This window comes from Bacillus cereus group sp. BfR-BA-01522 (assembly GCF_022662635.1).
GTDB lineage: Bacteria > Bacillota > Bacilli > Bacillales > Bacillaceae_G > Bacillus_A > Bacillus_A cytotoxicus.
The window spans coordinates 42,571-65,037 of record NZ_JAKUDY010000001.1 but is presented as its reverse complement, the minus strand read 5'-3'; the positions used below and the strand labels follow the sequence as shown (position 1 = coordinate 65,037).

Sequence of the window (22,467 nt, the reverse complement as noted above, 5' to 3'; positions counted from 1 at the left end):
CAAATGCAACTAGACCGTGTGGATCGTAAAATTTTAAATGAATTATATAATGATAGTCGCCTTTCAATGCGAGAGCTGTCAAAACGTGTGAATTTATCCGCACCTTCGACAACAGAACGCGTTCGTAAATTAGAAAGTGAGGGGGTAATCCGAAAATATACAATCGATATTGACTATAAAAAAGCTGGCCTCGTTTTAGATTGTATTTTAGAAATTACTTTAAAAAATGGTGATACAACACGTATGCAACAATTTATTCAGTCTTATCCATCAGCAAGCTTTTGTTATCGCGTAACAGGTAGCCTCTGTTATATCGTGAAAATTTCTGTTCCTTCCTTAGTTGAACTTGAGGAATTTATTAATGATGTCTCTTCCTATGCAACAACTGTTTCTCATATTGTCTTATCAGAAGTTGCACTAACGCCTGATATTGAACATGTTTTTCCAGAAAAATAAAAATTAATTTTTATTCAAAACAACCTTAAAAACCTCTTACAAAAAGAATAAAAATGTTTTATTATGTATTAAAATACAAAATCTTCGAGAAAGGGGTATCGTTTTGAAAATTTTGTTTTATGAAAAAACAGCGCAGGAAGATGACTTACTTGGCATTTGGGATAATGTTCCTACCATTCCCCGCATTGGGGAAAAAGTAGAGATTTTAAAAACGATTCGTACCGTTACAGATATTAAATATATAAAAAAAGGAAATAACTTTCATGTAGAAATTGTTATTCATTAAAAAAGTAGCCTTCCTTTCATCGGAAGGCTACTTTTTACTTTACTCAGCTTTTTGAATAATAATTTGATCATTCTCTACCGTTATTGTTACTTCATCATTTTCTTCTAATTTGATCCGATTGACAACTTCATCTGGTAATTCTACAGCCATCAATCGCTCCGTTATAATAACTTGACTATATATTCTATTTTGCGGCGCTATTTCCGTTCTCTTTTCCTCATCGATGAAACGAAGAGGCGGCACTCCTGTTTCCTTTATGTTTCGCCAATTCTTCCGAATAAAAGGTACAAACCATAATAAACTAATCAAAATGAAAATAGCTCCAACCCATAGGTTTCCTACTCCTTGTAATGTACTAGCAGAAATCGTATCATTTGCTTCTTCTCCTCCTATTAATTGCATAATCGTTACAATACAATTATTTAAAGCATGTACAGCAATGTTCATCCATATATTTTGTGTCTTAATATACAAAAGACACATAATGATTCCAAATAAGAAGGCACCTACAATATCAAAGTGACCTAACCCAAAAATAAGAGATGAAATAATTACAGCTCGTTTAATTCCCCACTTTACTGTCATACGTTGTAAGAAAAAACCTCGAAAAATCACTTCTTCCATAATCGGTGCAAATATACATGCCGAAATAAAGCTAAATATCATTGTGAACACATTGTTCGTATTCATTAAACTAGTATCATTCAATATATCTACAATAAAATTCGGGACAAGATGTGCTAGTATGTAAAATTGAATAAATGATACACCAAAAGAAAAAATCATTCCCATTGCTGTTGCAATCAAAATTAATTTCCAATTCATTTTTGATGTTTTATCAAAAAAACTAGTAAATACAATATTATTTTTTTGTGTTTTCATATATAGCCATAATAATGGGAATATAAAAAACACTGTCGTTTGCATGACGACATCTTCAATCGTTTTTGAAACTCCTATCACCGTTAACGTTACTACTGTAACAATCATTCCTAAAATCATCCATGCAAAAAAACTGCGAAGTCTTATATGTGAAAATGCGTACTGAATAAAAAACACCCCCAAAAATGATGTATCCATAAAATTCTTCCGATTTTGCTCAGTTCCTTTGTTACTGCATTTCAATGAAACTATGTAATAAAAATTCCTCTTTACAAGATAATGCCAAATATCGCATTTTATACTTTCATTTTATAAAACATCTTAACGTGTTGAAAATAAGAAAAAGTTTTTACACGGATTTCTTTGAAAATATGATAACCTCTACCCCTTAATCTATTACATTATTAAACGCATATTTGTAGAAATAAATTCATGCGTACTTCTATAATCACAATCATTTTCCAGACCGTTATACCCTCTTTATAAGCATTGTATCCATCTTAATTGTCATTAAGAAAATCACTGCAAGACGATATACAAAAAGAACAAATGTATTAATAAATCCCCCGCTCATTGCGGAGGATTTATCATTTATCATTTATAGTACATCACGTTTTTGGAATAAGGCACTTGACACAATCAGTAATATAGCAAAGTATACGATATCGATTAATAATGATGTTGTAAAGGTAAACCCAGCAAATGGAGGTTTCATTCCCGCGTTAATGAATTCATTACTATCATATACACTTAAATCTAAATGAGAAAAAACAGAGAACTTTGCTACACCTTCTGCCAAAATCATTAATACTGTATTGATTGTTCCTTTTAAGAAAAAGATAAATAGGGTCATAACTAATGGTAATACAGATTTTCTAAAAATATTTGCTAAACAAAAAGCTAATGTTATAAAGAATAACACTGATATTATCTCATACATAAACTTCTTCATTAATACCGCAACTGTTAGTCCCTCTTTTTCTCCACCAAAAACAACCATTCCAATTAATACGGAAACCATGAAAGCAATAAATAATATGACTGTTACAACTAATGCAATTGTTATATATTTTGAAAATAAAACTGTAACTCGCTTTCTAGGACGAATCAGCAACTGTTTAATTGTTCCTTTTTGAAATTCTTCTGTAATAGAACGAGTTGCTAAGATGATTCCAAAAATTGTAACAATAAGAAATATAAAATCGAACATGCTATTTGTAAATGAGCCATATCCAGACGGTTGCATCTCAGACGGTGCCCATTGTTTCACACCGACTGCGATTATAATTTCCAATCCAATTAATATTCCCATTAAAATATATATACCTTTTTTCGCATGTAATTTTAAACATTCATTTTGGATTAATTTTACCATTATGCCTTCACTCCTCCTGTAATTGATAAAAATTTATCTTCTAGTGTTTTGTTTTGTACTGTAACGCCATATACGAGAATATCATGATGAACAAGTTGTTTCACAATTTGCGGAATTTCAGTCTTTGTTATAGAAGCAACAATAATATTTTCTTGCACCTTACCTTGAATGATTTCATTTCCACGTTCGATTTGATCTACTTCAAACATTACGACAACAGTTTCATCATGCTTCGCTTGCTCATGTAAGTTATATGCTTGTACAAATTGACCATTCTTAATAATAACAACGCGATCACACATTAATTCAATCTCACTTAATAAATGGCTCGATACAATGACAGCTATATTTTTTTCCTTCGCTAATTTTTGTAAATAATCACGAATTTCATGAATACCAGCTGGGTCTAATCCATTTGTCGGTTCATCTAAAATAAGAACTTTCGGATTGTGAAGAAGTGCTTGAGCAATTCCTAGGCGCTGCTTCATACCAAGTGAATATGTCTTTACCTTTTTATGAATCGCATGCTCTAGTTCAACTAGCTTCACAATTTCAGCGATACGCTCTTTACTAATTGGCGTAACAGCCATATTAGCAAAATGTTTTAAATTTTGCATACCTGTCATATAATCATATAATTCCGGGTTTTCAACAATCGCTCCAATGTGTTCTAACGCCTTCTCACGTTCTGTCCGAATACTATGACCACAAATCGTAATATCTCCTGCTGTCATGGCAATAAGACCTGTCATCATGCGAATTGTTGTCGTTTTTCCGCTTCCATTCGGCCCGAGAAATCCATATACCTCTCCCGCTTCCACTTCAAATGAAAGACCACGAATAATTTCATTTCCACCAATCTTCTTATAAACATTTTCTAATTTAACTACTACGTTTCCCAATGATTCTTCCTCCTTTAGGCCTCTAGTTTGTTATCGATGATGTAGGCTGTTGCGTACATACATGCTACACTTATTATGCAAGCAAAACTAACATTGTATATATTAATAGTTGTTCCTGCATACATACCAATTTCTAATCCTTCACCACTTAAATACATTACTTTTTTTGTGAATTCATATGCTGTTGTTACTTTTCCTAACCCTACATATATTCCTTTAAAGATTGCATTTAAAATAAAGAAGGAAACAATGATAAATAAGAATTGCAGCTTCCTCTTTTTAATCAACCATTTCATTAGTACGATTAAAAATAATATTTGAACCATAATACTTTCTACTTTCAGCATTTCTATCAAAGAATTCAAAAGCCATTCCATTCTTGTCATATCTTTTATTTCAGTCAACAATTGAAATAATGTCGAACCCGGTATTGCCAAAATTCCCAAAATATATAATAGACAATCCGCTACAACTTCCCATACTATCATCACCGCAAATAAGAATAAAACGATTCCCCATACTATTTTCCATCCGGAAACCCCACTTAAACGAATAAGTGGATTTTTTAAAAGTTTTGAAAAGGTAGCTACCGTTTGTATAAAGGAAAGAAATAGACTAAATATATATAATATTACTATAACAAAAAAGAGTTCCAATTGCTTCTTATCAGATGTACCACTTAACTGTACATTCATTTGTACACATAATATAGCCATAATAAATATAAGTATACAAAATGAAATAATGAACCTCTTTCTATTACAATTCCACATATAATGTAATAATCCGCTCACCTACTAAACACCTCCTTAAACAACTCAGTCACAGCTTTCCCTTTTTGAAAACGAAGCTCTTCCACATTTTCATGAAGTACAATTTCTCCATCCTTTAAAAAGAGAATTTCATCAAAAATATTTTCAATTTCACCAATTAAATGTGTCGAAATGATAATTGTACAATCTTCTCGATAAAACTGTAAAATAAGCTCTAATACATGTTCTCTTGATATAGGATCTATCCCACCAAGCGGTTCATCTAATATGTAAAACTTTACTTTTCTGGAAAATGTTAAAATGAGTTGTAACTTTTCAACCATTCCTTTTGATAAAGCTGTAATTCTCTCTTCTAACGGTATTTTGAATGCAGCAATTGTATCTACCGATTTTTGTATATCAAAATCTTGATAGAAATCACGATAGAAAAATATTGCATCTTTTACAGTCATCCACTCATCAAATACAGGGTAATCTGGCATAAATGAAACAACCTTTTTCGTATCTAATCCTATTTTCTTTCCTGCAATTGTAATACTTCCTTCTGAAGGATGTTGTAAACCAGCCATCATTTTTAATAGCGTCGTTTTTCCGCTTCCATTATCCCCAACAAGACCAATAATTTTTCCTTCTGTAATCTCCAAATTTACATTCCGGATTACTGTCTTTAAACCATACTGCTTCCATAGGTTTTTGATCACAAGTAAATTCGTCATCCTTTATCCCCCTTTTTGTCTTCTAATGAAGAACGAAGGATAGAGAGAATTTCATCTCCAGAAAACCCTAAATGATCCATTCCATTGATAAAAGAATCCAGCAGTTCTTTGGCCATCTCTTTACGCAATTCCATAATTTTCTCTCCTTCGCTCGTTACATATCGTCCCATCCCTCTACGAGTTATGACGATACCCTCCCGCTCTAACTCCTGGAAGGTTCGCTGAATTGTGTTTGGATTTACCTGTAACTCACTTGCCAATTCACGAACAGAGGGAATTTTATCATCAAGTGATAAATGACCGGTTGCAATCTCTTTTTTTATGTATTCCATCACTTGAATATAAATTGGTATATTTGGAGAAAACTCAATTTTCATTTCTTCCCTCCTTTTGTATCGGTGTACTAGTTTAATAGTACACCGATACAAAAGGATTGTAAATACTCATACGAAAATGAGCATAAAAAAAGAGTATGAACTTCTCCTGCCCATGTACACGTTTCAAATGCGATTTACATCCTATCAATTGTAAAGATCGTGACGAAATCATAAGACAGAGAAACTCTTTTGCAAAATAATAACATTATGTAAACTATTTAAGGAATATATGAAAACAATGGGTAACCTAATCATTACTGATAATTGGGTAAATGAAATAATATGAGCAATATGGTAAAAAACAAAAACAGGAGGCTTTTGCCTCCTGTTTCCTCAGTCATCTATTAAAAATCAAATACAAAATCATCATCCGATAATTTTTCAACATTCGTTGCTTTTACATAGCCATTCCCTTTTACAGAGAAGAAATCATGATTTTTCGTATCCGTACGTAAACCATTTAAAACAATTGGGTTAATTTCTTCTTCTTCAAAGCGTGGTTCTAATCCTAAGTTCATAAGCCCTTTATTCGCATTGTAACGAACAAAACGATTTACTTCTTCGACAAGACCAATAGACGCATAAATTTCTTCTGTATATGCCGTTTCAATTTCATACAGTTCCATCAATAAATCTTGTGTTTCCTTTTGCACGTCTTCTTGTTCTTCTGCAGACAGTTCAGCGAAGATTTGCTGTGCTAAAAGACCAACGAATACGCCGTGAATACTTTCATCACGAATGATTAGGTTAATAATTTCACCACTTGCAGTTAATTTCCCTTGTCCTGCTAAATATAGAGGATAGAAGAAACCACTATAGAATAAATAACTTTCTAAGAATACACTCGCTACCATTGCCATGTATAACTCTTTTTTCGTTACTTCTGGCTTTAATAACTTGCGATAGTATCCTGTAATAATACCAGCTTTTTTCTCAAGTAATGGATGCTGATCCACCCAATCGAAAATCTCATCAATTTCTTCTTCTGTTGCAAGTGTCGTAAAGATATGACTGTAACTCTTTGCATGCACTTCTTCCATAGCGCCCATGAAAGCTAACACACTTTTCGCTTGTAAATTCTCGATATGTACAAGCACAAGTGGCATCCCTTCGCCACCTTGTTTTGTATCTAAAAGTGTTAAGCCACCTAATACACGCTTATACGTCGTTTGTTCTTCTTTTGATAATTGCACCCAAGTATTTTTGTCAGAAGATACTGCGATTTCTTCTTCTGTCCAAAACTGAGCGATGTTTTGCTTCCAAAACATTAAACTAAAATCGTCTTCTTTTTTATTCCAGTTTACCGCACGCATTGAATCGCCCCTTCTTTTTTATAATGAAATCCTTTCTAAACTCATACTTCCTAATCACAGTCTATCAGAACCTAAAAATTTATAACTAAGCATGAGCAGGGTTATAAAACCCTGCTCATGATGTCTTATCCTTTAAGTTATATATCATTACATCAAACCGTACAAGCTACACATTCTTCCACACTTAACTTACGCGTTCTTGTATAATACAGACTCTTTAAGCCTTTTTTATGTGCATAAATGTAGTAACGTGCTAACTCTCGTGTAGAAATGTCACTATTTACATAAAGAATCGTACTAATTCCTTGATCAATATGCTCTTGAATCTCTGCAATTAAATCAATCAGTTTAAACTGATTCATATCATAAGCAGACTTATAATACCAGAACGTATCTTTTGATAAATATGGCATTGGATAATATGTTGTCGCATTCGCATATGTTCTTGACTCAATTTGACTTACAATTGGCATTACGCTTGAAGTTGCATTTTGAACATAACTAATCGATTGTGTTGGCGCAATAGCTAAACGATATGAGTTATATAAACCATACTTCTGCACCTCTTCTTTTAGACTTGTCCAATCTTCTTTTGTTGGAATGTAAATCCCTTCAAATAACTGTTGTACTTTCTCCGTTACAGGGCTATAGTCTGTTGTTTCATACTTTTCAAAGTACGTGCCATTTGCATAATCCGACTTATCAAAGTCTTTAAATGTTTCGCCCTTTTCTTTCGCAATACCCATACTCTTTTCAATCGAGTAGTAGTTTAACATCATAAAGAATGTACGAACAAATTCTTTCGCTTCTGCACTTTCATAAGCGATTTTATTTTTCGCTAAATATCCATGTAAGTTCATAGCACCAAGTCCAACCGAATGAAGCTCATCATTTGCCTTCTTCACAGTTGGTGCGTTTGGAATAACAGTCATATCAGAAACGGCTGTTAAAGCTTCCATTCCTGCATGTACCGCTTCACGAATTTCTTTATTCTCCATTACGTTTACAATGTTTAATGATCCTAAGTTACAGTTAATATCACGGCGGATTATGTCATCTGTACCGTAGTCGTTAATTTCGGATGTTTCTTGTAATTGAAAGATTTCTGTACAAAGGTTCGACATCTTCACAGTTCCAATATTCTTTAATGGATGTTGCTGATTCGCATTTGATTTAAACATTAAGTATGGATAACCAGACTCAAGCTGAATCATTGCAATTTTAATGAGCATATCACGCGCACTTAAATCTAGTGACTTTTTCTTTACATTTGGATTGCTCATTAACTCATCATACATTTCATCAATATCAATATCATCTAAATGTTTTCCGTACTCTTTATATACTGTATATGGTGCGAAAACATGGAATGGTTCATTTTTCTCAGCAAGCTCAAAGAACTTACTTGGAACGATAATACCGATTGATAGAGACTGAATCCGGCTCTTCTCGTCGGCATTTATTTTTTTTGTATCGAGAAATTCAATAATATCCCAATGGAAAATGTTTAAGTATACAGCACCGGCACCTTTTCTTTGCATATTGTTACTCCATACCTTAAAACGTATGGGGGATAGTCATTTCTGCTACCCTCTCTATATCGCTATAGAGTTCAGACCATATCTTCTTCTCACCAAATTCTTTGTTTAGCCACTCATCATGTTTTTGATGTACCTAAATATGCCACGAATCACAAAGTAGCAATAAATTCATCATAAGATTTGCTTGATCAAGACTTTCAAAAAAACGAAATGGAATAATGTGATGTAATCTCAGTGTATTTTTTGTTCTTTTGATTAACCACATATTTACTTTTACAAATAGGACATATTTTTGTTATAAAGCTCTTTGTTCTCTCCATAACTATATACACCCTTTGAATTTGGTTTGAGAAGCCAGGTTCGAGCTATATAGTCACCTACATAACTACTTGGTCGTTGAACCTTCTCCATATCTAATAGACTTAGGAGCTCGGCTGCTGATTTCCTGCAATCTTGGTTTTTTAGGGGGCGCTACGTAATTTCTTCGTAGTATCCTACCTCGATATACTCAGGCGTTCCAGCAATTGACCCGGTTTTATAGTTGAGCCATAAGTTAACCCAACTGATTCGCATATGAAAACGAATCTTCAAGTAATTTCATAACTGGTACAACACCGCTTGCTGCGTTCTCGATACCTTTAATTTGTTCACCACGTGCACGCAGCTTAGATAAGTTCAAGGCTACTCCGCCACCGATTTTTGATAGCTGCATCGCCGTATTAATATTAAATCCAATCGAATTTAAACTATCATCCATCTCTAACAAGAAACAAGACACCATTTCTCCTCTTCTGCTTCTGCCGGCATTTAAAAAGGTTGGTGTCGCTGGTTGGTAGTTTTGTTTAACAATCATGCTCGCAAATTGTTTTGCCTTTTTCACATCACCGCGTCCCAAATATAAGGATACAATTGCTACACGATCTTCATAGCTTTCTAAATATTGCTTTTGATCATTTGTTTTGAGCGCATAATCTTTATAAAACTTAGATGCTGCCATATAAGATTGGAACTTAAAGTTTTCTCCGTACGCAATATCGTATACTGCTTCTATTTCCTCCAACTTATACTCGTCCAAAACATTGTAATAATAATCATGTTCAATCATATACTTTATTCGTTCTGCCACGCTATCAAAATGAATGGTATTTGCTCTCGCTTCTTCCATAAAGACTTCCAGTGCTTCTTTATCTTTATGAAGCTGATAGAAACCATCTTGCATTTGCGTGATTTCATTATTCAGTTCAATGTGTCGCAATCTCCCGCACCCTTTCCTTAAAATATTCTACATCCTTATTTGTTCCAGATAACTCAAATTTTGATACAATAGGTACTTCGTATTTCATTGAAATTTTGTCTGCACTCGCTCCAAACATATCTCCCCAGTTGCGATTGCCACTTGCAGATACGCCTTTTAAATTTGCATTATTGCGTTCTAAAAATTCTAAAACACGTTCTGGCACATTTCCAAAACCTGTTGTATACGTAATAAGTACAAACTCTTCATCTATTACTAAATCCTCACTAATTTGAACGGCCGGCATATTTAATTTGTTGATGAAACGCTTCACGTTCCCTGTCATAGAATCATATGCAATTAACATCTCCGACCCTCCCTTTCTTCCTTTTATATCTCGCTGCCGATTCTCGATGTCCCTATATATTGTATTACGTTTTAAAACAAGACACAAGATGTATGTATAAATTCTTTCTTTTTTTAACTTTTACTTTTCGACATAAACAGTCGTTTTTTTTAATACAATGACTATGAAACAACATTCTAAAACTCATGTCAATAAAGTGCTTTTCAAAAAAGTTGTCAATGAATTTAACCATTTTTACAAAAATGTTAAGAATCATTTTTGTAAAAAACGGGAAATGCTGAAGAAATCCTTTTCTCCAGCACACACAAAAAAGAACAGACTGTATGTTGTAATCTGTTCGAAACCGGTTACACATTATCTATATTGTACAAATCAGAAATACGACTCTCTAAATACATATACTCATTTTGTTACATAATAAAAATATCATTTGAATGATAAAAGACAATTAGAAACGCACATCCATATATTGATTCGTGCGACTGGATTGTAAAACAAGTGCATTATATATACAAAACTTTGTTATTCATTGATAATATTTAACTTTGAAACATCTTTTATAAAAATGTGATGAAAATTTTCTTCTTTATCTTGAATCGTAAATACTGGTGCCTCTTCATCAAAATATACAACAGTTCCTTCAACATGTTGATAAGTATGTTGTACTTTTACTGTCATTTTAATTTTATTCCCTTGCTCATAGGCAACTTTTATTCTTTCCACGATCTCTTTCATATGCTTTCGTCTCTCAGGAAACATAACCATGCCAACAAGCCTTCTCCCAGCTTCATCTTTCCACATATAGTCCCAATGTGGCAAAGCTCCTTGTTTAAACTCTCCCATAAATCGCCTCTCCTTTATCTCTTATTATGAACGTGGGGTTTCCGTATATGTATAAATAACCTGCCCACCGCGCTGTGCATTTCCAATAAAATGTTTAAAATCTTCTCGGTTTACTAAAACTTCGCGAAACGTATAAAATACATCTTTTGTTACAACATACTCTTTTATCTCACCATTTTTCAGTTGATCTAAAATTGTATTTGCTAATTGTTTATCCATGTATTTCACCTCTCTGCAATATTCTATCTTATCTTGTACCAGTCGACAACGGTAATTTTATCTTAATTCGGAAAGAAGGATCATTGAGTCATCGAACACGGCTACCTACTTATAAGCCTAAGGTGAGGGAATCTCTATGTTTCTTACTAACTAAACAAATGATTCACCTTATTTTACTGTTCAGCCTTATTATAGCTTCTTTAAAAAGCTTTCTCTATTATGGATATAGAGTAGCTCCAATTTGATTTTATGTTACAATAAGGTTAACAATTAGGAGGGATACTATGATTCGGAAAGCAAAAAAAACAGATGCACGAGCAATCGCTCCGCTATTGTATAATGCTCTGCATGAAATTGCTGAGAAACTCACCGGTGCCAAAGAGAAAACAGAAGTATTAAAAGGCCTTGAAAATTGGTTTTCCAAAACAGGTAATCGGTTGAGCTATGAAAACTGTTTCGTTGAAGAATTAGATGGGAAAGTAGTTGGAATTATCGTTGCTTACCACGGAAGTCATGCAAAGCAGCTCGATGCTCCAATTGTAAAACACCTGCAAAAGCTACACCAAGATTCAACCATTACGTTAGAAAAAGAAGCAGAATTAGATGAGTATTATATCGATACATTATCTGTTTCAAGCAAATATAGCGGACGAGGAATTGGCTCCCAATTAATTAAAACGGTTGAAAATGACGGATTGGACAAAGGGTATGAAAAAATTGCGTTACTTGTAAATTTAGAAAACATAAGAGCTTTCTCTTTATATAAAAAGCTTGGCTACGAAGAAGACAAGACTGTCATGCTTGTAGGTGAGCCATATGCTCACTTAGTAAAACCGCTCTTAAAAAAGACTTTCGTTTCATAACAAAAGCACGCGATTCACCGTTTGAATCGTGTGCTTTTATGTTAAATTCGTTTTTAGTTTCGTTCCGTTTAAAGCTTCGTGAAATGTATATTCTGTACATCCCCACGGTTTCCTATGAAAGATAGGTGGCCCAACCCAACCTCTCGTACGTAATTCCGTACCAATCATTGTATTAAAATAACTGTGTCCTACAAGGACAATATGGTTATAGACAAGGGCATAACCAATAAGTGTATCAGCAGCTTGCTTTGCTCTCTCCCGTGCCTCTCGATAAGATTCAACCCCTTTAGAGTAACCTATAATCCATAATGTACGCCCTACCATTGTCCATATTTCTGGTTTACATTTTATCCATTTGGGAGCAAAAAAATAAGATGGTACCTCTACTTCTCGAAAAAGTTTATTTTGGATAAAAGATAAAGAATTTGTTAACTCTGCTGCTGATTGCACAGCACGTTTTTGATTACTTGTCACAACTAACTTGGAAGATTCAATCGCTTCAATCGTTTCACGTGGTATGCTTTCCTCTACTCTCATCTCCTCTATATCATAGCATTGCATCCATTCATGAAACTCAGTAACTGTCATTGGATTTACACAATGATTCAAGCGACCGTGACGAATAAAAGAAATTCGCATTCTCTTCCCTCCTCATTCACCGCTTATCGCCCATATGATTATACACGGATTTCTTATTGTCATCATACCATGAAAAAGCAGAAAGACATACTCTTACATACATAGTAACTGAATCACAATTTTATCTCCTTTCTTCCTTTCAACATATCTTTACAAATTTCTTATGAAAAATGAATATTTTTCAAACTCTCCCTTTGGAAGCATTTACAAACCAAGAAATATAGTTCAAAATAGAAGAAACTAGAAAAAAATTTATTTTTTGTTAAAACTGTAATAAGGAGAGTTGTTCATGGAAATCGCAAAGGCTGGAGATATTATCGAATTTAAAGACGGTATGCACGGACGTGTTCAAAAAGTAAATAAAAATTCCGTTATTGTTGATATAACAATTATGGAGAACTTTAGAGAATTAGATGTGGAACCTCTTACAGTTGTAAACCATAAAAATTATACTGTAATCAATCAATATGCATAACTTCCTAGATAAAAAGGATCTGTACACAACGTACAGATCCTTTCTCATCAACGGTTATCTACTGTTTCCGGATATAAATCATGATTCATCATGCGATACTCTGCCATTTTCTCATACTTCGTACCTGGGCGCCCATAGTTGCAATATGGATCGATTGAAATACCACCGCGTGGCGTAAATTTCCCCCACACTTCGATATAACGCGGATCCATTAATTCTATTAAATCATTCATAATCACATTCATACAATCCTCATGAAAATCACCATGGTTACGGAAACTAAATAAGTATAACTTTAACGATTTACTTTCCACCATTTTTTTCTCAGGAATGTAACTAATATAAATGGTTGCAAAATCTGGTTGTCCTGTTTTGGGACATAGACTTGTAAATTCAGGGCAATTGAATTTCACAAAATAATCACGATTTGGATGATTATTATCAAAAGTCTCTAAAATTTCCGGGCTATATTCAAATAAATATTTTGTATTTTGATTTCCAAGCAACGTTACATCTTTTAAATCTTCATCTAATCTTCCTGCCATCTTTAAACATCCCTTCTATTCACTTATACGCCTCGCTTATTTCCCCATACTAAGGCATGAAGCTGAGGTAATACTTTTACATCATTCATTTCTTTACTATGAACTGCCTTTTCAATTAACCATTCATATTTCTGTAATAATTTAGGAATTAACACTGCGTCCTCTGCTGTTTTTGTATCATCGTTTCCAACCTGTAGGAAAAAAGGTACATGAGGATAACGTTCATGAACGTTCTTTGCATATTCAAAGTCATCATCATCAAATATAACTACTTTTAAACTCATATTTTTATCTACTAATCTTTCTACTACTAAGTCTAACATCGTAAAATTTGTTTTCATTTTTGAACTTGGTGGTTTCGGTGAAATTGTAATTTCATCTATGTCCAAAAGCCATTCTTGCCATTTACTCCCTTGCGTTTCAATGGCGGTCCGAATGTTATTCTCTTTTAATCTCTCTAAAAGTTCTTTCATATGTTTCAGTAACACTGGATTTCCACCTGAAATTGTTACATGCGAAAAGTTTTCTCCACCAATCTCAATAAGTTCCTTCCAAATTTCTTCTGGGGTCATTTGTCGAATCTGATCTTTCGCCGATCCATCCCAAGTAAAAGCAGAATCACACCATGCGCAACTATAATCACATCCCGCTGTACGAATAAACATCGTTTTTTGCCCCACAACCATTCCTTCTCCTTGAATGGTTGGACCGAATATTTCTAAAACGGGGATTTTACTCATCGAGCATCCACTCCCGTCTTACTTCTGTATAACTTGTCGGCGTTTCAAACAGACGAACAAATTCAACTCGAGCTCCTTTATACTCTTCTGCTCGGCCTCCCTTTGTTAATGCCTCTGCCATTTTCTCATAAATCCAAACGACCATATTTTCCGCAGTCGTATTCATCGCTGGTAATGTTTCGTTTAAGTAACGATGATCTAAATAAATTTCAATTTCATTTTTCCAAATTTCTTTTATATCTCCAAAGTCAATGGCAATACCAATTTCATTTACATATCCACTAATTCCAAAGACAACTTTATAAGTGTGCCCATGTAAGTTTTTACATTTCCCATCATAGCAGTGCAAATGATGAGCTGCATCGAATGTAAATTCCTTACTGACCATTACGCGTTTATTATGATATTTTAATTGCTGACGCTGAATATCCTTATCTATTTTTTGTAAGTTTTCTACAACACGAAACCCAAAAAAACTTTGTTCCATTATGCCTTCGCTCCTTCACGTTCTTGTAGGTACGTATCTAAACCTGCTTTGCGAAGTTGACATGCTGGACATTCACCGCATCCATCGCCAATGATTCCGTTATAACACGTTAAAGTCTTTTCTCTCACAAAATCAAATGCACCTAATTCATCTGATAGCTTCCATGTGTCCGCCTTATCAATCCACATAAGCGGAGTATGAATGACAAACGGATAATCCATAGATAAATTTAAGGTAACATTTAATGACTTTACAAATGCATCACGGCAATCAGGATAGCCACTAAAATCTGTTTCGCACACGCCAGTTACAATATGACGTGCTCCTACTTGTTTCGCTAAAACAGCTGCAAATGATAAGAACAGTAAATTTCGTCCCTCAACAAAGGTAGATGGTAATTCACCTTCTTCATGCGTAATATCGATATCTGTTCTTGTTAAAGCATTGGGAGCAAGTTGATTTAAAAGGCTCATATCTAGTACTGTATGCTTAATTCCTAATTCCTTTGCAATATTTGCTGCACATTCAATTTCTAATTTATGACGTTGATTATAGTTGAACGTTACAGCCTCTACTTCTGCAAACTGTTGCATAGCCCAAAATAAACAAGTTGTACTATCTTGACCACCACTAAAAACAACAACTGCTTTCTCTTTTTTCATTTTACTCATTCTCCTTCTCTATTATAAATAAGAAGAAAGAACGTTCTTGAACTATCATAATAAAAAAACAAAACAATACCTTAAGATATTGTTGTTCTCATAGTTTTTTATAGAGGGAGTTCGCGAACCTCTCCCATGTTATAACATGGAATTTCTTCTTTCATTGACAAAACATATTGTATCATACGGTGCAGAATCAAGGAAATATCTAATTTTTTTATCCTTTAAAAAAACGTGATGATAATCCATCACGTTTTTTCCGTTTCACTTACAAGTTCTGCAAAAGCTTTTACTTTTCCATGTGGCTTTTGATTTTCTTTCCTTGCTTTCCAAGCACGCTCTTTTTCTTTCTTCTTTTTGGACATATTTTCAGCTCCTTTCTATCCTTGTATTATTCCAAGTATGATCAGAAAAATTCTTTCACCCTAATAAAAAAAGTGAGTCAATCGCTCACTCACTTTCTTTCATATAAAAAGGTAACTATCTTTGTAAAATAGCATGTTTTGCCTCTTTTAATTGGGTAAGGTGTCTTTGTTCATGTAAATCAAGAAATTGAATCCATTGATACAAACTAAGTTCTTGAAAAATCGAGTGTTTTAATGAATTTTGGCATAGTTCTTTTTCATCTATAATACTATGGAGCGTATGAAGGAGCTCTTGCCTTGAGTGTTCTAGCAATTGAATTCCGTGTTGTTTTTTCATAAGTGTCTCTGTAGGTTGCATTTGTTGAGGAGCTTCGCGTTTATACGTTCGATCAAGTGTTAACTGGAGGTCTTTAAATGGAACGAATTTTCCTTCTCTTTTCTGCAGTGCATATACAAGCGCCGATGTAATAGACTGTTCCACTAAATGTAAATGATGCATAATTTGAATGATACTCCATTTATCACGCCGTGGTCTTATGTTTACGTCTGTATCATTTAACGTTTCAACTTCTGATAATAATGCATGTCTTGTTGCTTGTAATGATTGCAGCAATGTCTCCAAACTTATATTCGATTGAATCATATATTTCCCCCCTCTTTTTTGGTGAAAAGAGGTGCTTCTTCATGTAGAAACACCTCCTTTTAATAAATCTGAATTTTCTTTTATTATCTCATTATTTTATAATTGTGTCGATGAGAAACAGAACGAAAACAGCATATGTTTTTTACAATTTTGTGTCCTCTACTGCATGTAACCACGCGTGAATGTCTTTAATAACTCCTTGTACACACCCTTCTGCAAACGGAGATGTTAAATTTGCAGTTTCTACTAATTGTAAAAATGACTGACTTCCACCTTGTTGGCAAAGATTCACATAATCGGCCCATGCTTCTTGTCTATTCTCCCTTGCGCGTTTCCAAAATTGGAGCGCACAAATTTGAGCCAATGTGTAGTCAATATAATAAAAAGGTGCATTATAAATATGTCCTTGGCGTTGCCAGAATCCACCGCGCTCTAAATAATCATTATTTTCATAATCACGATGAGGTAAATATTTCTTTTCTATATTCCGCCATGCTGCCTTTCGTTCTGCTGGTGATGCTTCTGGGTTTTCATATACATAGTGTTGGAATTCATCAACAGACACACCGTATGGTAAAAATAATAATGCTGAGCTTAAATGAGAGAAGTAATATTTGTCTGTATCTTCTTCAAAGAATAACTTCATCCATGGCCATGTAAAAAATTCCATACTCATGGAATGAATCTCACATGCTTCATATGTCGGCCAATTATATTCTGGAATTTCATATTTGCGGCTTTCATATACTTGAAATGCATGACCAGCTTCATGTGTTAATACGTCAATATCTCCAGACGTTCCATTAAAGTTTGAGAAAATGAACGGGGCCTTATAATTTTCAATATATGTACAATACCCACCGCCAGCTTTTCCTTTTTTCGCAACTAAATCTAACAAATCATTATCTAGCATGAAATGGAAAAATTCATCCGTTTCTTTTGATAACTCTTGATACATCGTCTTTCCATGATTGATAATCCAATTCGCATCCCCTTTCGGAGTCGGATTGCCTGTTGCAAATTCAAAGTTTTCATCATAATATGCTAATTTCTCTACACCAATTCTTGTTTTCTGTCTATTTCGAAGTTCCGTTGCAACTGGGACGATATAATCTAATACTTGTTTCCGATAACTTGCAACCATTTCCGCATTATAATCTGTACGGTACATTCTCGCATATCCAAGTTCGACAAAGTTTTTAAAGCCTAGCGCTTTGGCAATCTTCGTTCTTACTTGCACAAGTTCATCATAAATACGATCTAGCGCTTCTTCATGTTCTGCTAAGAAACCATAGTATACTTCACTTGCTTGTTTCCGCGTATCTCTTTCATTTCCTTGCATAAAAGGAATCAGTTGTGATAGCGTTCTTTCTTCTCCTTGAAATGGAATTTTTGCACTAGCTAACAACTGTGTATATTGCGAAGATAATTTATTTTCGATTTGTAAGTCTTTCACAACTTCATCTGAATATGTTTTTACGTCACATTCTGCTAACGAAAATAATTGATTTCCATAGTAGTCCTCTAATTCTGCACGAAATGGAGAACTTAACAATGCTTTATAATACTTTGTTACATACCCTTGTGCCACTGGCTCATATTCATCAAAAAAATCTTGTTCTTCTTTATAGAAAGTATCTGTTGTATCTATCGAGTGACGAATCGAACAAAGAGTGCTCATTGTCCCAAAATCATTGCGAATCCGATTAATAAACCCAATAGCTTCTTTTTGTTCTTCTACTGTTTTTGCCTTTTCAAATCGTTCTAAAGCTGCAGTAAAGTTTGTTTGGAACTCTTCTATATCCGGACGTTTATATTCATACTCTTTAAATGACATAGAAAATATGCCTCCTTTCAATTATATGTATCTGTTTATAGTTCTATTTCCCTTCCCCTTTCTCCTGTTATTTTCCAACAAAATTCGCCAGAACATAACGATTTGTTTTAAAAACGAAACATTTTCAGTCACTTTTTTTCCTATAAAAAATGACTGAACAAAAAACTTTAGATCATTTTTCCCGCTATTTTAGGGCAGTAATAGCCCGATTGGTGGGAGGATGGAGAATCCCCATTAATTAAAGTATCACTTTATCAAAAACTTTTTTGATCACATATCACTTTTCATATTTCCCAATCTTTTTCAATAAAGTTAACAACTCTGCCTTTTCTTCTTTTGTTAACATTTCAAAAGATTGATGTATAAGCCTTTCGTGATTCGGAAAAATAGAATCAATTAGCATTGTTCCGTCTTCCGTAAGTTCCGCATATATAACACGTCTGTCATTCGGGCAAGGAGTTCGCTTCACAAGCCCCTTTTTTTCTAACTTATCTACAACATATGTAATACTACCACTAGCAATTAATATACGCTCTCCAATTTGTTGAAGAGGTTGACTTCCTTTATGGTATAACAATTCTAGCACAGCAAATTCAGTTGGATTTAATCCATTACCTTGTATATACTTATTTGTTGTATCCATAATTGAGCGTTGCACACGTGATAACGCAATAAATATCTTTAAAGATTGCGAAATTTCTTCTCGTATATCATTCGACATTACATTTTTCCAACCTTTCTTGTAAATTCTAAAAATGAAAGACACTCTGCATCATAACCCATTCATCCTGCTCATTTCTGACTGATTGCTCACTCATCTTTTACTTCTTTACATATCCCAGTAATTTCCCTGAATAAAACATGACAATTTTAACATAGTTTATATATAATGATAATAAAAAAGAAGGAGTAGCAACTTTGAGTAAGAAACTCCGTGGCACCACTTTGTATATATTACTTGTTATATTACCCACAATCGGAATTGGTGTAACATTTTATTCGTACCATACTTATCAAATGAAAGAAGAAAATAAACAAGCTACTCATACGGTCTTATTTGTATATAGGGATTATCTCGATCATCATATCGGCGAAGCGATTTCTGCCCTCGAAATGCTCGCTATGGTCGTAAGCACAGAAACAGGAAACAGAAACGGTATTAAGCAAGTGCTTCATGAGACAGATACGAACGACGAACGGTTTTCTGGTCTATATTATACAAATTCCGATGGAGTCATAACTGTTGCCTCAGAAGGACTAACAGCTCCTGTCAATGTTTCAGATTGTTTTTATATTAAGGAAGCTTTTCAATCCAAAAAAACAACTGTATCATCTGTGATTACAGATCATGTACTTGGCCATCAAGCAATTATGATTGCTACCCCCATTCTCACAAAACATGCGAAAACTTCTGGTCTATTACTAGCCAGTTTGCGTTTCGATTATATATCAGATACTTTAAATGCTATTAAACCGCAATATCATTTTGAGATAACTGATCAATATGATGTAGTCTTCCTGAAGGATCATAATAACGAACAAAACGAACAGCATACGAATATACTTTCTACTCCACTCCAAAAAGTAAATTGGAAAGTATCTGTTGCTCCATTACCTATCCATACAAAAGCTTTATATCAAATGGTTATTGTAGAATGTCTTGTCACATTATTTTTAATGACCATTTTATTTTTATTAATTCAAAATATGCTATTAAAGCGACAAGCACGTTTAGAACGCCAACAAAATGAAATGCAAAAGATTGAGTTAGTTGGAACTTTTGCAGCTAGTACAGCTCATGAAATTCGCAACCCGCTAACTGGAATTAAAGGCCTTGTTGCTTTATTGAAAGAGAAATATACACTAGAACAAGACCAATTCTATTTTTCAGTGATTGAACAAGAAATCGAACGTATTAATGAGATTGTTAGCGAATTTCTCATTCTTGGTAAACCGACGGCGATTATCGAAGACAAATATGATATACGAGATATCATGCAAGAAGTTTCATTAATTATTCGATCAGAGGCAAACCTATATAACATTACATTTACTTTGTATTTACCTGATCATCCTGTTTACATACGCTGCTCAAAAGATCATATGAAACAAGTGATTTTAAATATTACAAAAAATGCAATTGAAGCTATGTCATCTGGTGATACATTAACAATCATCATAACCAGCAATCAAGATCATGCGCAATTACACATTATTGACACAGGAAAAGGAATCCCAAAACATATTCAAAAACACCTCTTTCATCCGTTCTTTACTAGTAAAGATACTGGAACAGGTCTTGGACTTGTTATATGCAAACGAATTATAGAAATGTACGGTGGTCGTATTCTAATCAAAAGTAAAGAGGCTCAAGGAACAACTGTGCAAATAGAGTTTCCGCTAGATTCAGTATAATTATCCTTCTCTTTGGAGGGTAATTATACTTATTTCATAAAACCGGTTACGAGAATTTTCCAAAAATCATTTGATTTTGCTCCCCATTCAATTTGAAAGATCGGTATTTTAGTGAAAAATAGCCATCTTGATGATTGTTTTTCTTTGTAACGCTGATACTTCACAATAAGCTTGTCCAATTCTTGGCTCACTTGAACTGTTTCCTTATTGGTTAATCCATATGTCAATCCTAAATGAATCATTTCTTCACGCTTCATATGAATATCACGTGAAAGTTTTTCCATTGTGTACTTCCTTTTTGCTGTAAACATTCATATCCCCCTTATTCTTCCCATACTCTCATCCTTATTTTTTCTGTTCATCACATAAGCTTTTCAGTATCCATATTCAAGTTCGAATACTCAGAAATTTTAACAATTTCTCCCTGTAATTTACAAACCTTTAACCTCACCTTGAGAATTATTACAAATTATTCTATCTTTGTAAATACATTCGCAATAATAGACATTTTTTTTATATTATTTTTTTACAATACGTGGACAAACGTTGTTTTTCCGTTATTACCTTATTTTTCTTCGACATTTTTTGTTTAATTTAGATAAAAAAGCAAATCATAATGATGATGTTATTTCTTCCTATCTCCAGGTAAGCGCACCGATTGTAGTAGGTACATATATCCTTTTTAAAAAAGATGATTTATTTTATGAAATAGAAAGGAATTTCATATATGCGTAAATACATGATTACATTTATATTATTCATTTTGATTCCATTTCTTATATTCCCAATCAACATACATGCTCATACGAATAAAGTAGCTATTGTAATTGATGATTTTGGAAATAATATGAAGGGAACGAAAGAAATGTTATCTCTTCCAATCCCACTTACAGTTGCGGTTATGCCTTTTCTCCCTTCCACTAAACAAGATGCAATCGCCGCTCATAAAAAAGGACATGAAGTAATTATTCATATGCCAATGGAACCGATAAATGGAAAAAAAGAATGGTTAGGACCGAAAGCTATTACAACTGATTTAAGTGACGATGAAATTAAACATCGAATCGAACAAGCAATTGAAGCAGTACCATATGCAATCGGTATGAATAACCATATGGGGTCCAAAGTGACAGCAGATGAACGAATTATGCGAATCATACTCACTGTATGTAAAAAACATGGTTTATTTTATTTGGATAGTAAAACCAATTCAAATAGCGTCGTCTCAAGAATTGGAAAAGAACTAGATGTTCCGATTATCGAAAACCAAATGTTTTTTGATGACATCTATACATCATCACACATTTTGAAACAAGCACAGTTCCTTCTACAAAAAACAAGAAAAACACCTGTTGTCGTAGCGATTGGCCACGTTGGACCGCCAGGAGAAACCACTTCACGTGCAATCCAATCTACCATTCCAAAAGTACGGGAACATGCAGATTTCATTTTTCTATCTGATCTTGTCCTATCTCCTCCTGTTTCTAAGCAAAAATAAGAGAACAGCGTATC

General features: G+C 33.9%; 27 protein-coding genes, 1 pseudogene and 1 riboswitch. Of the genes and pseudogenes, 6 read left to right on the top strand and 22 right to left on the bottom strand.

All coding sequences use genetic code 11. From position 1 onward, the window contains the following. Window positions 1–3 precede the first annotated feature (3 nt). Window positions 4–456 carry an Lrp/AsnC family transcriptional regulator gene (locus MR059_RS00345; RefSeq protein WP_011984163.1) on the top strand — a complete coding sequence of 151 codons (453 nt, stop codon included), beginning with the start codon at window positions 4–6 and terminating at the stop codon, window positions 454–456. A 103-nt stretch (window positions 457–559) separates the two neighbouring features. After that, entirely contained in the window at window positions 560–742 is a 183-nt protein-coding gene (locus MR059_RS00340; RefSeq protein ID WP_011984162.1) for a DUF3913 family protein, read from the top strand. Window positions 743–781: 39 nt separating this feature from the next. Here MR059_RS00340 and MR059_RS00335 read toward each other — a convergent pair whose 3' ends face one another. From MR059_RS00335 to MR059_RS00280, 12 genes and pseudogenes are all read right to left on the bottom strand, one after another. Continuing rightward, window positions 782–1,792 (bottom strand): CPBP family intramembrane glutamic endopeptidase, encoded by a 1,011-nt coding sequence (locus MR059_RS00335; RefSeq protein ID WP_041810278.1) that lies wholly within the window; start codon window positions 1,790–1,792, stop codon window positions 782–784. Window positions 1,793–2,222: 430 nt separating this feature from the next. Continuing rightward, complete coding sequence (locus tag MR059_RS00330) at window positions 2,223–2,999, bottom strand: ABC transporter permease (RefSeq protein ID WP_011984160.1); 777 nt, start codon at window positions 2,997–2,999, stop codon at window positions 2,223–2,225. Beyond that, the gene (locus MR059_RS00325; protein WP_011984159.1) at window positions 2,999–3,901 is read right to left on the bottom strand and encodes an ABC transporter ATP-binding protein; all 903 of its coding nucleotides are present in this window, start codon (window positions 3,899–3,901) and stop codon (window positions 2,999–3,001) included. Before MR059_RS00325 ends, MR059_RS00330 begins: the two co-directional genes overlap by 1 nt. Window positions 3,902–3,915: 14 nt before the next feature. Beyond that, window positions 3,916–4,695 carry a hypothetical protein gene (locus MR059_RS00320; RefSeq protein WP_011984158.1) on the bottom strand — a complete coding sequence of 260 codons (780 nt, stop codon included), beginning with the start codon at window positions 4,693–4,695 and terminating at the stop codon, window positions 3,916–3,918. Next, a complete protein-coding gene (locus MR059_RS00315; RefSeq protein WP_242161377.1) occupies window positions 4,692–5,390 on the bottom strand; it encodes an ABC transporter ATP-binding protein in 699 nt (232 codons plus the stop codon). The genes MR059_RS00320 and MR059_RS00315 overlap by 4 nt, the downstream gene beginning before the upstream one ends. Next, the gene (locus tag MR059_RS00310) at window positions 5,387–5,767 is read right to left on the bottom strand and encodes a GntR family transcriptional regulator (RefSeq protein WP_087094661.1); all 381 of its coding nucleotides are present in this window, start codon (window positions 5,765–5,767) and stop codon (window positions 5,387–5,389) included. Before MR059_RS00310 ends, MR059_RS00315 begins: the two co-directional genes overlap by 4 nt. A gap of 344 nt (window positions 5,768–6,111) precedes the next feature. Continuing rightward, window positions 6,112–7,080, bottom strand: coding sequence for a class 1b ribonucleoside-diphosphate reductase subunit beta (gene nrdF / locus MR059_RS00305; protein ID WP_242161375.1), 969 nt, complete (start codon window positions 7,078–7,080; stop codon window positions 6,112–6,114). Between the two features lie 152 nt (window positions 7,081–7,232). After that, window positions 7,233–8,648, bottom strand: a complete 1,416-nt coding sequence (locus tag MR059_RS00300; RefSeq protein ID WP_370684822.1) for a ribonucleoside-diphosphate reductase subunit alpha — start codon at window positions 8,646–8,648, stop codon at window positions 7,233–7,235. A gap of 529 nt (window positions 8,649–9,177) precedes the next feature. Continuing rightward, window positions 9,178–9,876, bottom strand: a pseudogene (locus MR059_RS00295) (ribonucleotide reductase N-terminal alpha domain-containing protein); the annotation flags it as partial. Then, window positions 9,863–10,222: a class Ib ribonucleoside-diphosphate reductase assembly flavoprotein NrdI gene (gene nrdI, locus MR059_RS00290; RefSeq protein ID WP_048722429.1), complete on the bottom strand. Its 360-nt coding sequence runs from the start codon at window positions 10,220–10,222 to the stop codon at window positions 9,863–9,865. The gene nrdI and the pseudogene MR059_RS00295, both read right to left, overlap by 14 nt. Window positions 10,223–10,744: 522 nt before the next feature. After that, window positions 10,745–11,065 carry a hypothetical protein gene (locus tag MR059_RS00285; RefSeq protein WP_011984151.1) on the bottom strand — a complete coding sequence of 107 codons (321 nt, stop codon included), beginning with the start codon at window positions 11,063–11,065 and terminating at the stop codon, window positions 10,745–10,747. A gap of 24 nt (window positions 11,066–11,089) precedes the next feature. Then, window positions 11,090–11,284, bottom strand: coding sequence for a hypothetical protein (locus MR059_RS00280; RefSeq protein WP_011984150.1), 195 nt, complete (start codon window positions 11,282–11,284; stop codon window positions 11,090–11,092). A gap of 284 nt (window positions 11,285–11,568) precedes the next feature. On the opposite strand from MR059_RS00280, the gene MR059_RS00275 reads away from it, so the two are divergent. Next, window positions 11,569–12,147, top strand: a complete 579-nt coding sequence (locus tag MR059_RS00275; protein WP_011984149.1) for a GNAT family N-acetyltransferase — start codon at window positions 11,569–11,571, stop codon at window positions 12,145–12,147. 36 nt (window positions 12,148–12,183) lie between these two features. On the opposite strand, the gene MR059_RS00270 is transcribed toward MR059_RS00275, so the two are convergent. After that, window positions 12,184–12,786 (bottom strand): histidine phosphatase family protein, encoded by a 603-nt coding sequence (locus MR059_RS00270; RefSeq protein ID WP_011984148.1) that lies wholly within the window; start codon window positions 12,784–12,786, stop codon window positions 12,184–12,186. Between the two features lie 289 nt (window positions 12,787–13,075). On the opposite strand from MR059_RS00270, the gene MR059_RS00265 reads away from it, so the two are divergent. Further along, window positions 13,076–13,261, top strand: a complete 186-nt coding sequence (locus MR059_RS00265; RefSeq protein WP_011984147.1) for a YkvS family protein — start codon at window positions 13,076–13,078, stop codon at window positions 13,259–13,261. Window positions 13,262–13,308: 47 nt separating this feature from the next. Here MR059_RS00265 and queF read toward each other — a convergent pair whose 3' ends face one another. The 8 genes from queF to MR059_RS00225 form a co-directional block, all read right to left on the bottom strand. After that, entirely contained in the window at window positions 13,309–13,806 is a 498-nt protein-coding gene (gene queF, locus MR059_RS00260) for a preQ(1) synthase (RefSeq protein WP_011984146.1), read from the bottom strand. Between the two features lie 23 nt (window positions 13,807–13,829). Continuing rightward, window positions 13,830–14,546 (bottom strand): 7-carboxy-7-deazaguanine synthase QueE, encoded by a 717-nt coding sequence (gene queE / locus MR059_RS00255; protein WP_011984145.1) that lies wholly within the window; start codon window positions 14,544–14,546, stop codon window positions 13,830–13,832. Beyond that, a complete protein-coding gene (gene queD / locus MR059_RS00250; RefSeq protein ID WP_011984144.1) occupies window positions 14,539–15,033 on the bottom strand; it encodes a 6-carboxytetrahydropterin synthase QueD in 495 nt (164 codons plus the stop codon). Before queD ends, queE begins: the two co-directional genes overlap by 8 nt. Further along, window positions 15,033–15,695 carry a 7-cyano-7-deazaguanine synthase QueC gene (gene queC / locus MR059_RS00245; protein ID WP_011984143.1) on the bottom strand — a complete coding sequence of 221 codons (663 nt, stop codon included), beginning with the start codon at window positions 15,693–15,695 and terminating at the stop codon, window positions 15,033–15,035. Before queC ends, queD begins: the two co-directional genes overlap by 1 nt. A gap of 93 nt (window positions 15,696–15,788) precedes the next feature. Next, a riboswitch (PreQ1 riboswitch) is annotated at window positions 15,789–15,832 on the bottom strand. A 111-nt stretch (window positions 15,833–15,943) separates the two neighbouring features. Beyond that, the gene (locus MR059_RS00240) at window positions 15,944–16,060 is read right to left on the bottom strand and encodes a DUF6254 family protein (protein WP_011984142.1); all 117 of its coding nucleotides are present in this window, start codon (window positions 16,058–16,060) and stop codon (window positions 15,944–15,946) included. A 115-nt stretch (window positions 16,061–16,175) separates the two neighbouring features. After that, entirely contained in the window at window positions 16,176–16,703 is a 528-nt protein-coding gene (locus MR059_RS00235; protein ID WP_011984141.1) for a DinB family protein, read from the bottom strand. 142 nt (window positions 16,704–16,845) lie between these two features. Then, window positions 16,846–18,540, bottom strand: coding sequence for a M3 family oligoendopeptidase (locus MR059_RS00230; protein WP_242161373.1), 1,695 nt, complete (start codon window positions 18,538–18,540; stop codon window positions 16,846–16,848). A 277-nt stretch (window positions 18,541–18,817) separates the two neighbouring features. Beyond that, on the bottom strand, window positions 18,818–19,261 hold the full coding sequence (locus tag MR059_RS00225) for a MarR family winged helix-turn-helix transcriptional regulator (RefSeq protein WP_041809554.1): 444 nt from the start codon (window positions 19,259–19,261) through the stop codon (window positions 18,818–18,820). A gap of 197 nt (window positions 19,262–19,458) precedes the next feature. Here MR059_RS00225 and MR059_RS00220 point away from each other — a divergent pair, with 197 nt between their 5' ends. Next, a complete protein-coding gene (locus tag MR059_RS00220; protein ID WP_011984138.1) occupies window positions 19,459–20,955 on the top strand; it encodes a DUF3149 domain-containing protein in 1,497 nt (498 codons plus the stop codon). Window positions 20,956–20,984: 29 nt separating this feature from the next. Here MR059_RS00220 and MR059_RS00215 read toward each other — a convergent pair whose 3' ends face one another. Further along, the gene (locus MR059_RS00215) at window positions 20,985–21,266 is read right to left on the bottom strand and encodes an aspartyl-phosphate phosphatase Spo0E family protein (protein ID WP_011984137.1); all 282 of its coding nucleotides are present in this window, start codon (window positions 21,264–21,266) and stop codon (window positions 20,985–20,987) included. 416 nt (window positions 21,267–21,682) lie between these two features. On the opposite strand from MR059_RS00215, the gene MR059_RS00210 reads away from it, so the two are divergent. Next, window positions 21,683–22,453 (top strand): divergent polysaccharide deacetylase family protein, encoded by a 771-nt coding sequence (locus tag MR059_RS00210; protein WP_011984136.1) that lies wholly within the window; start codon window positions 21,683–21,685, stop codon window positions 22,451–22,453. Window positions 22,454–22,467: the final 14 nt, after the last annotated feature.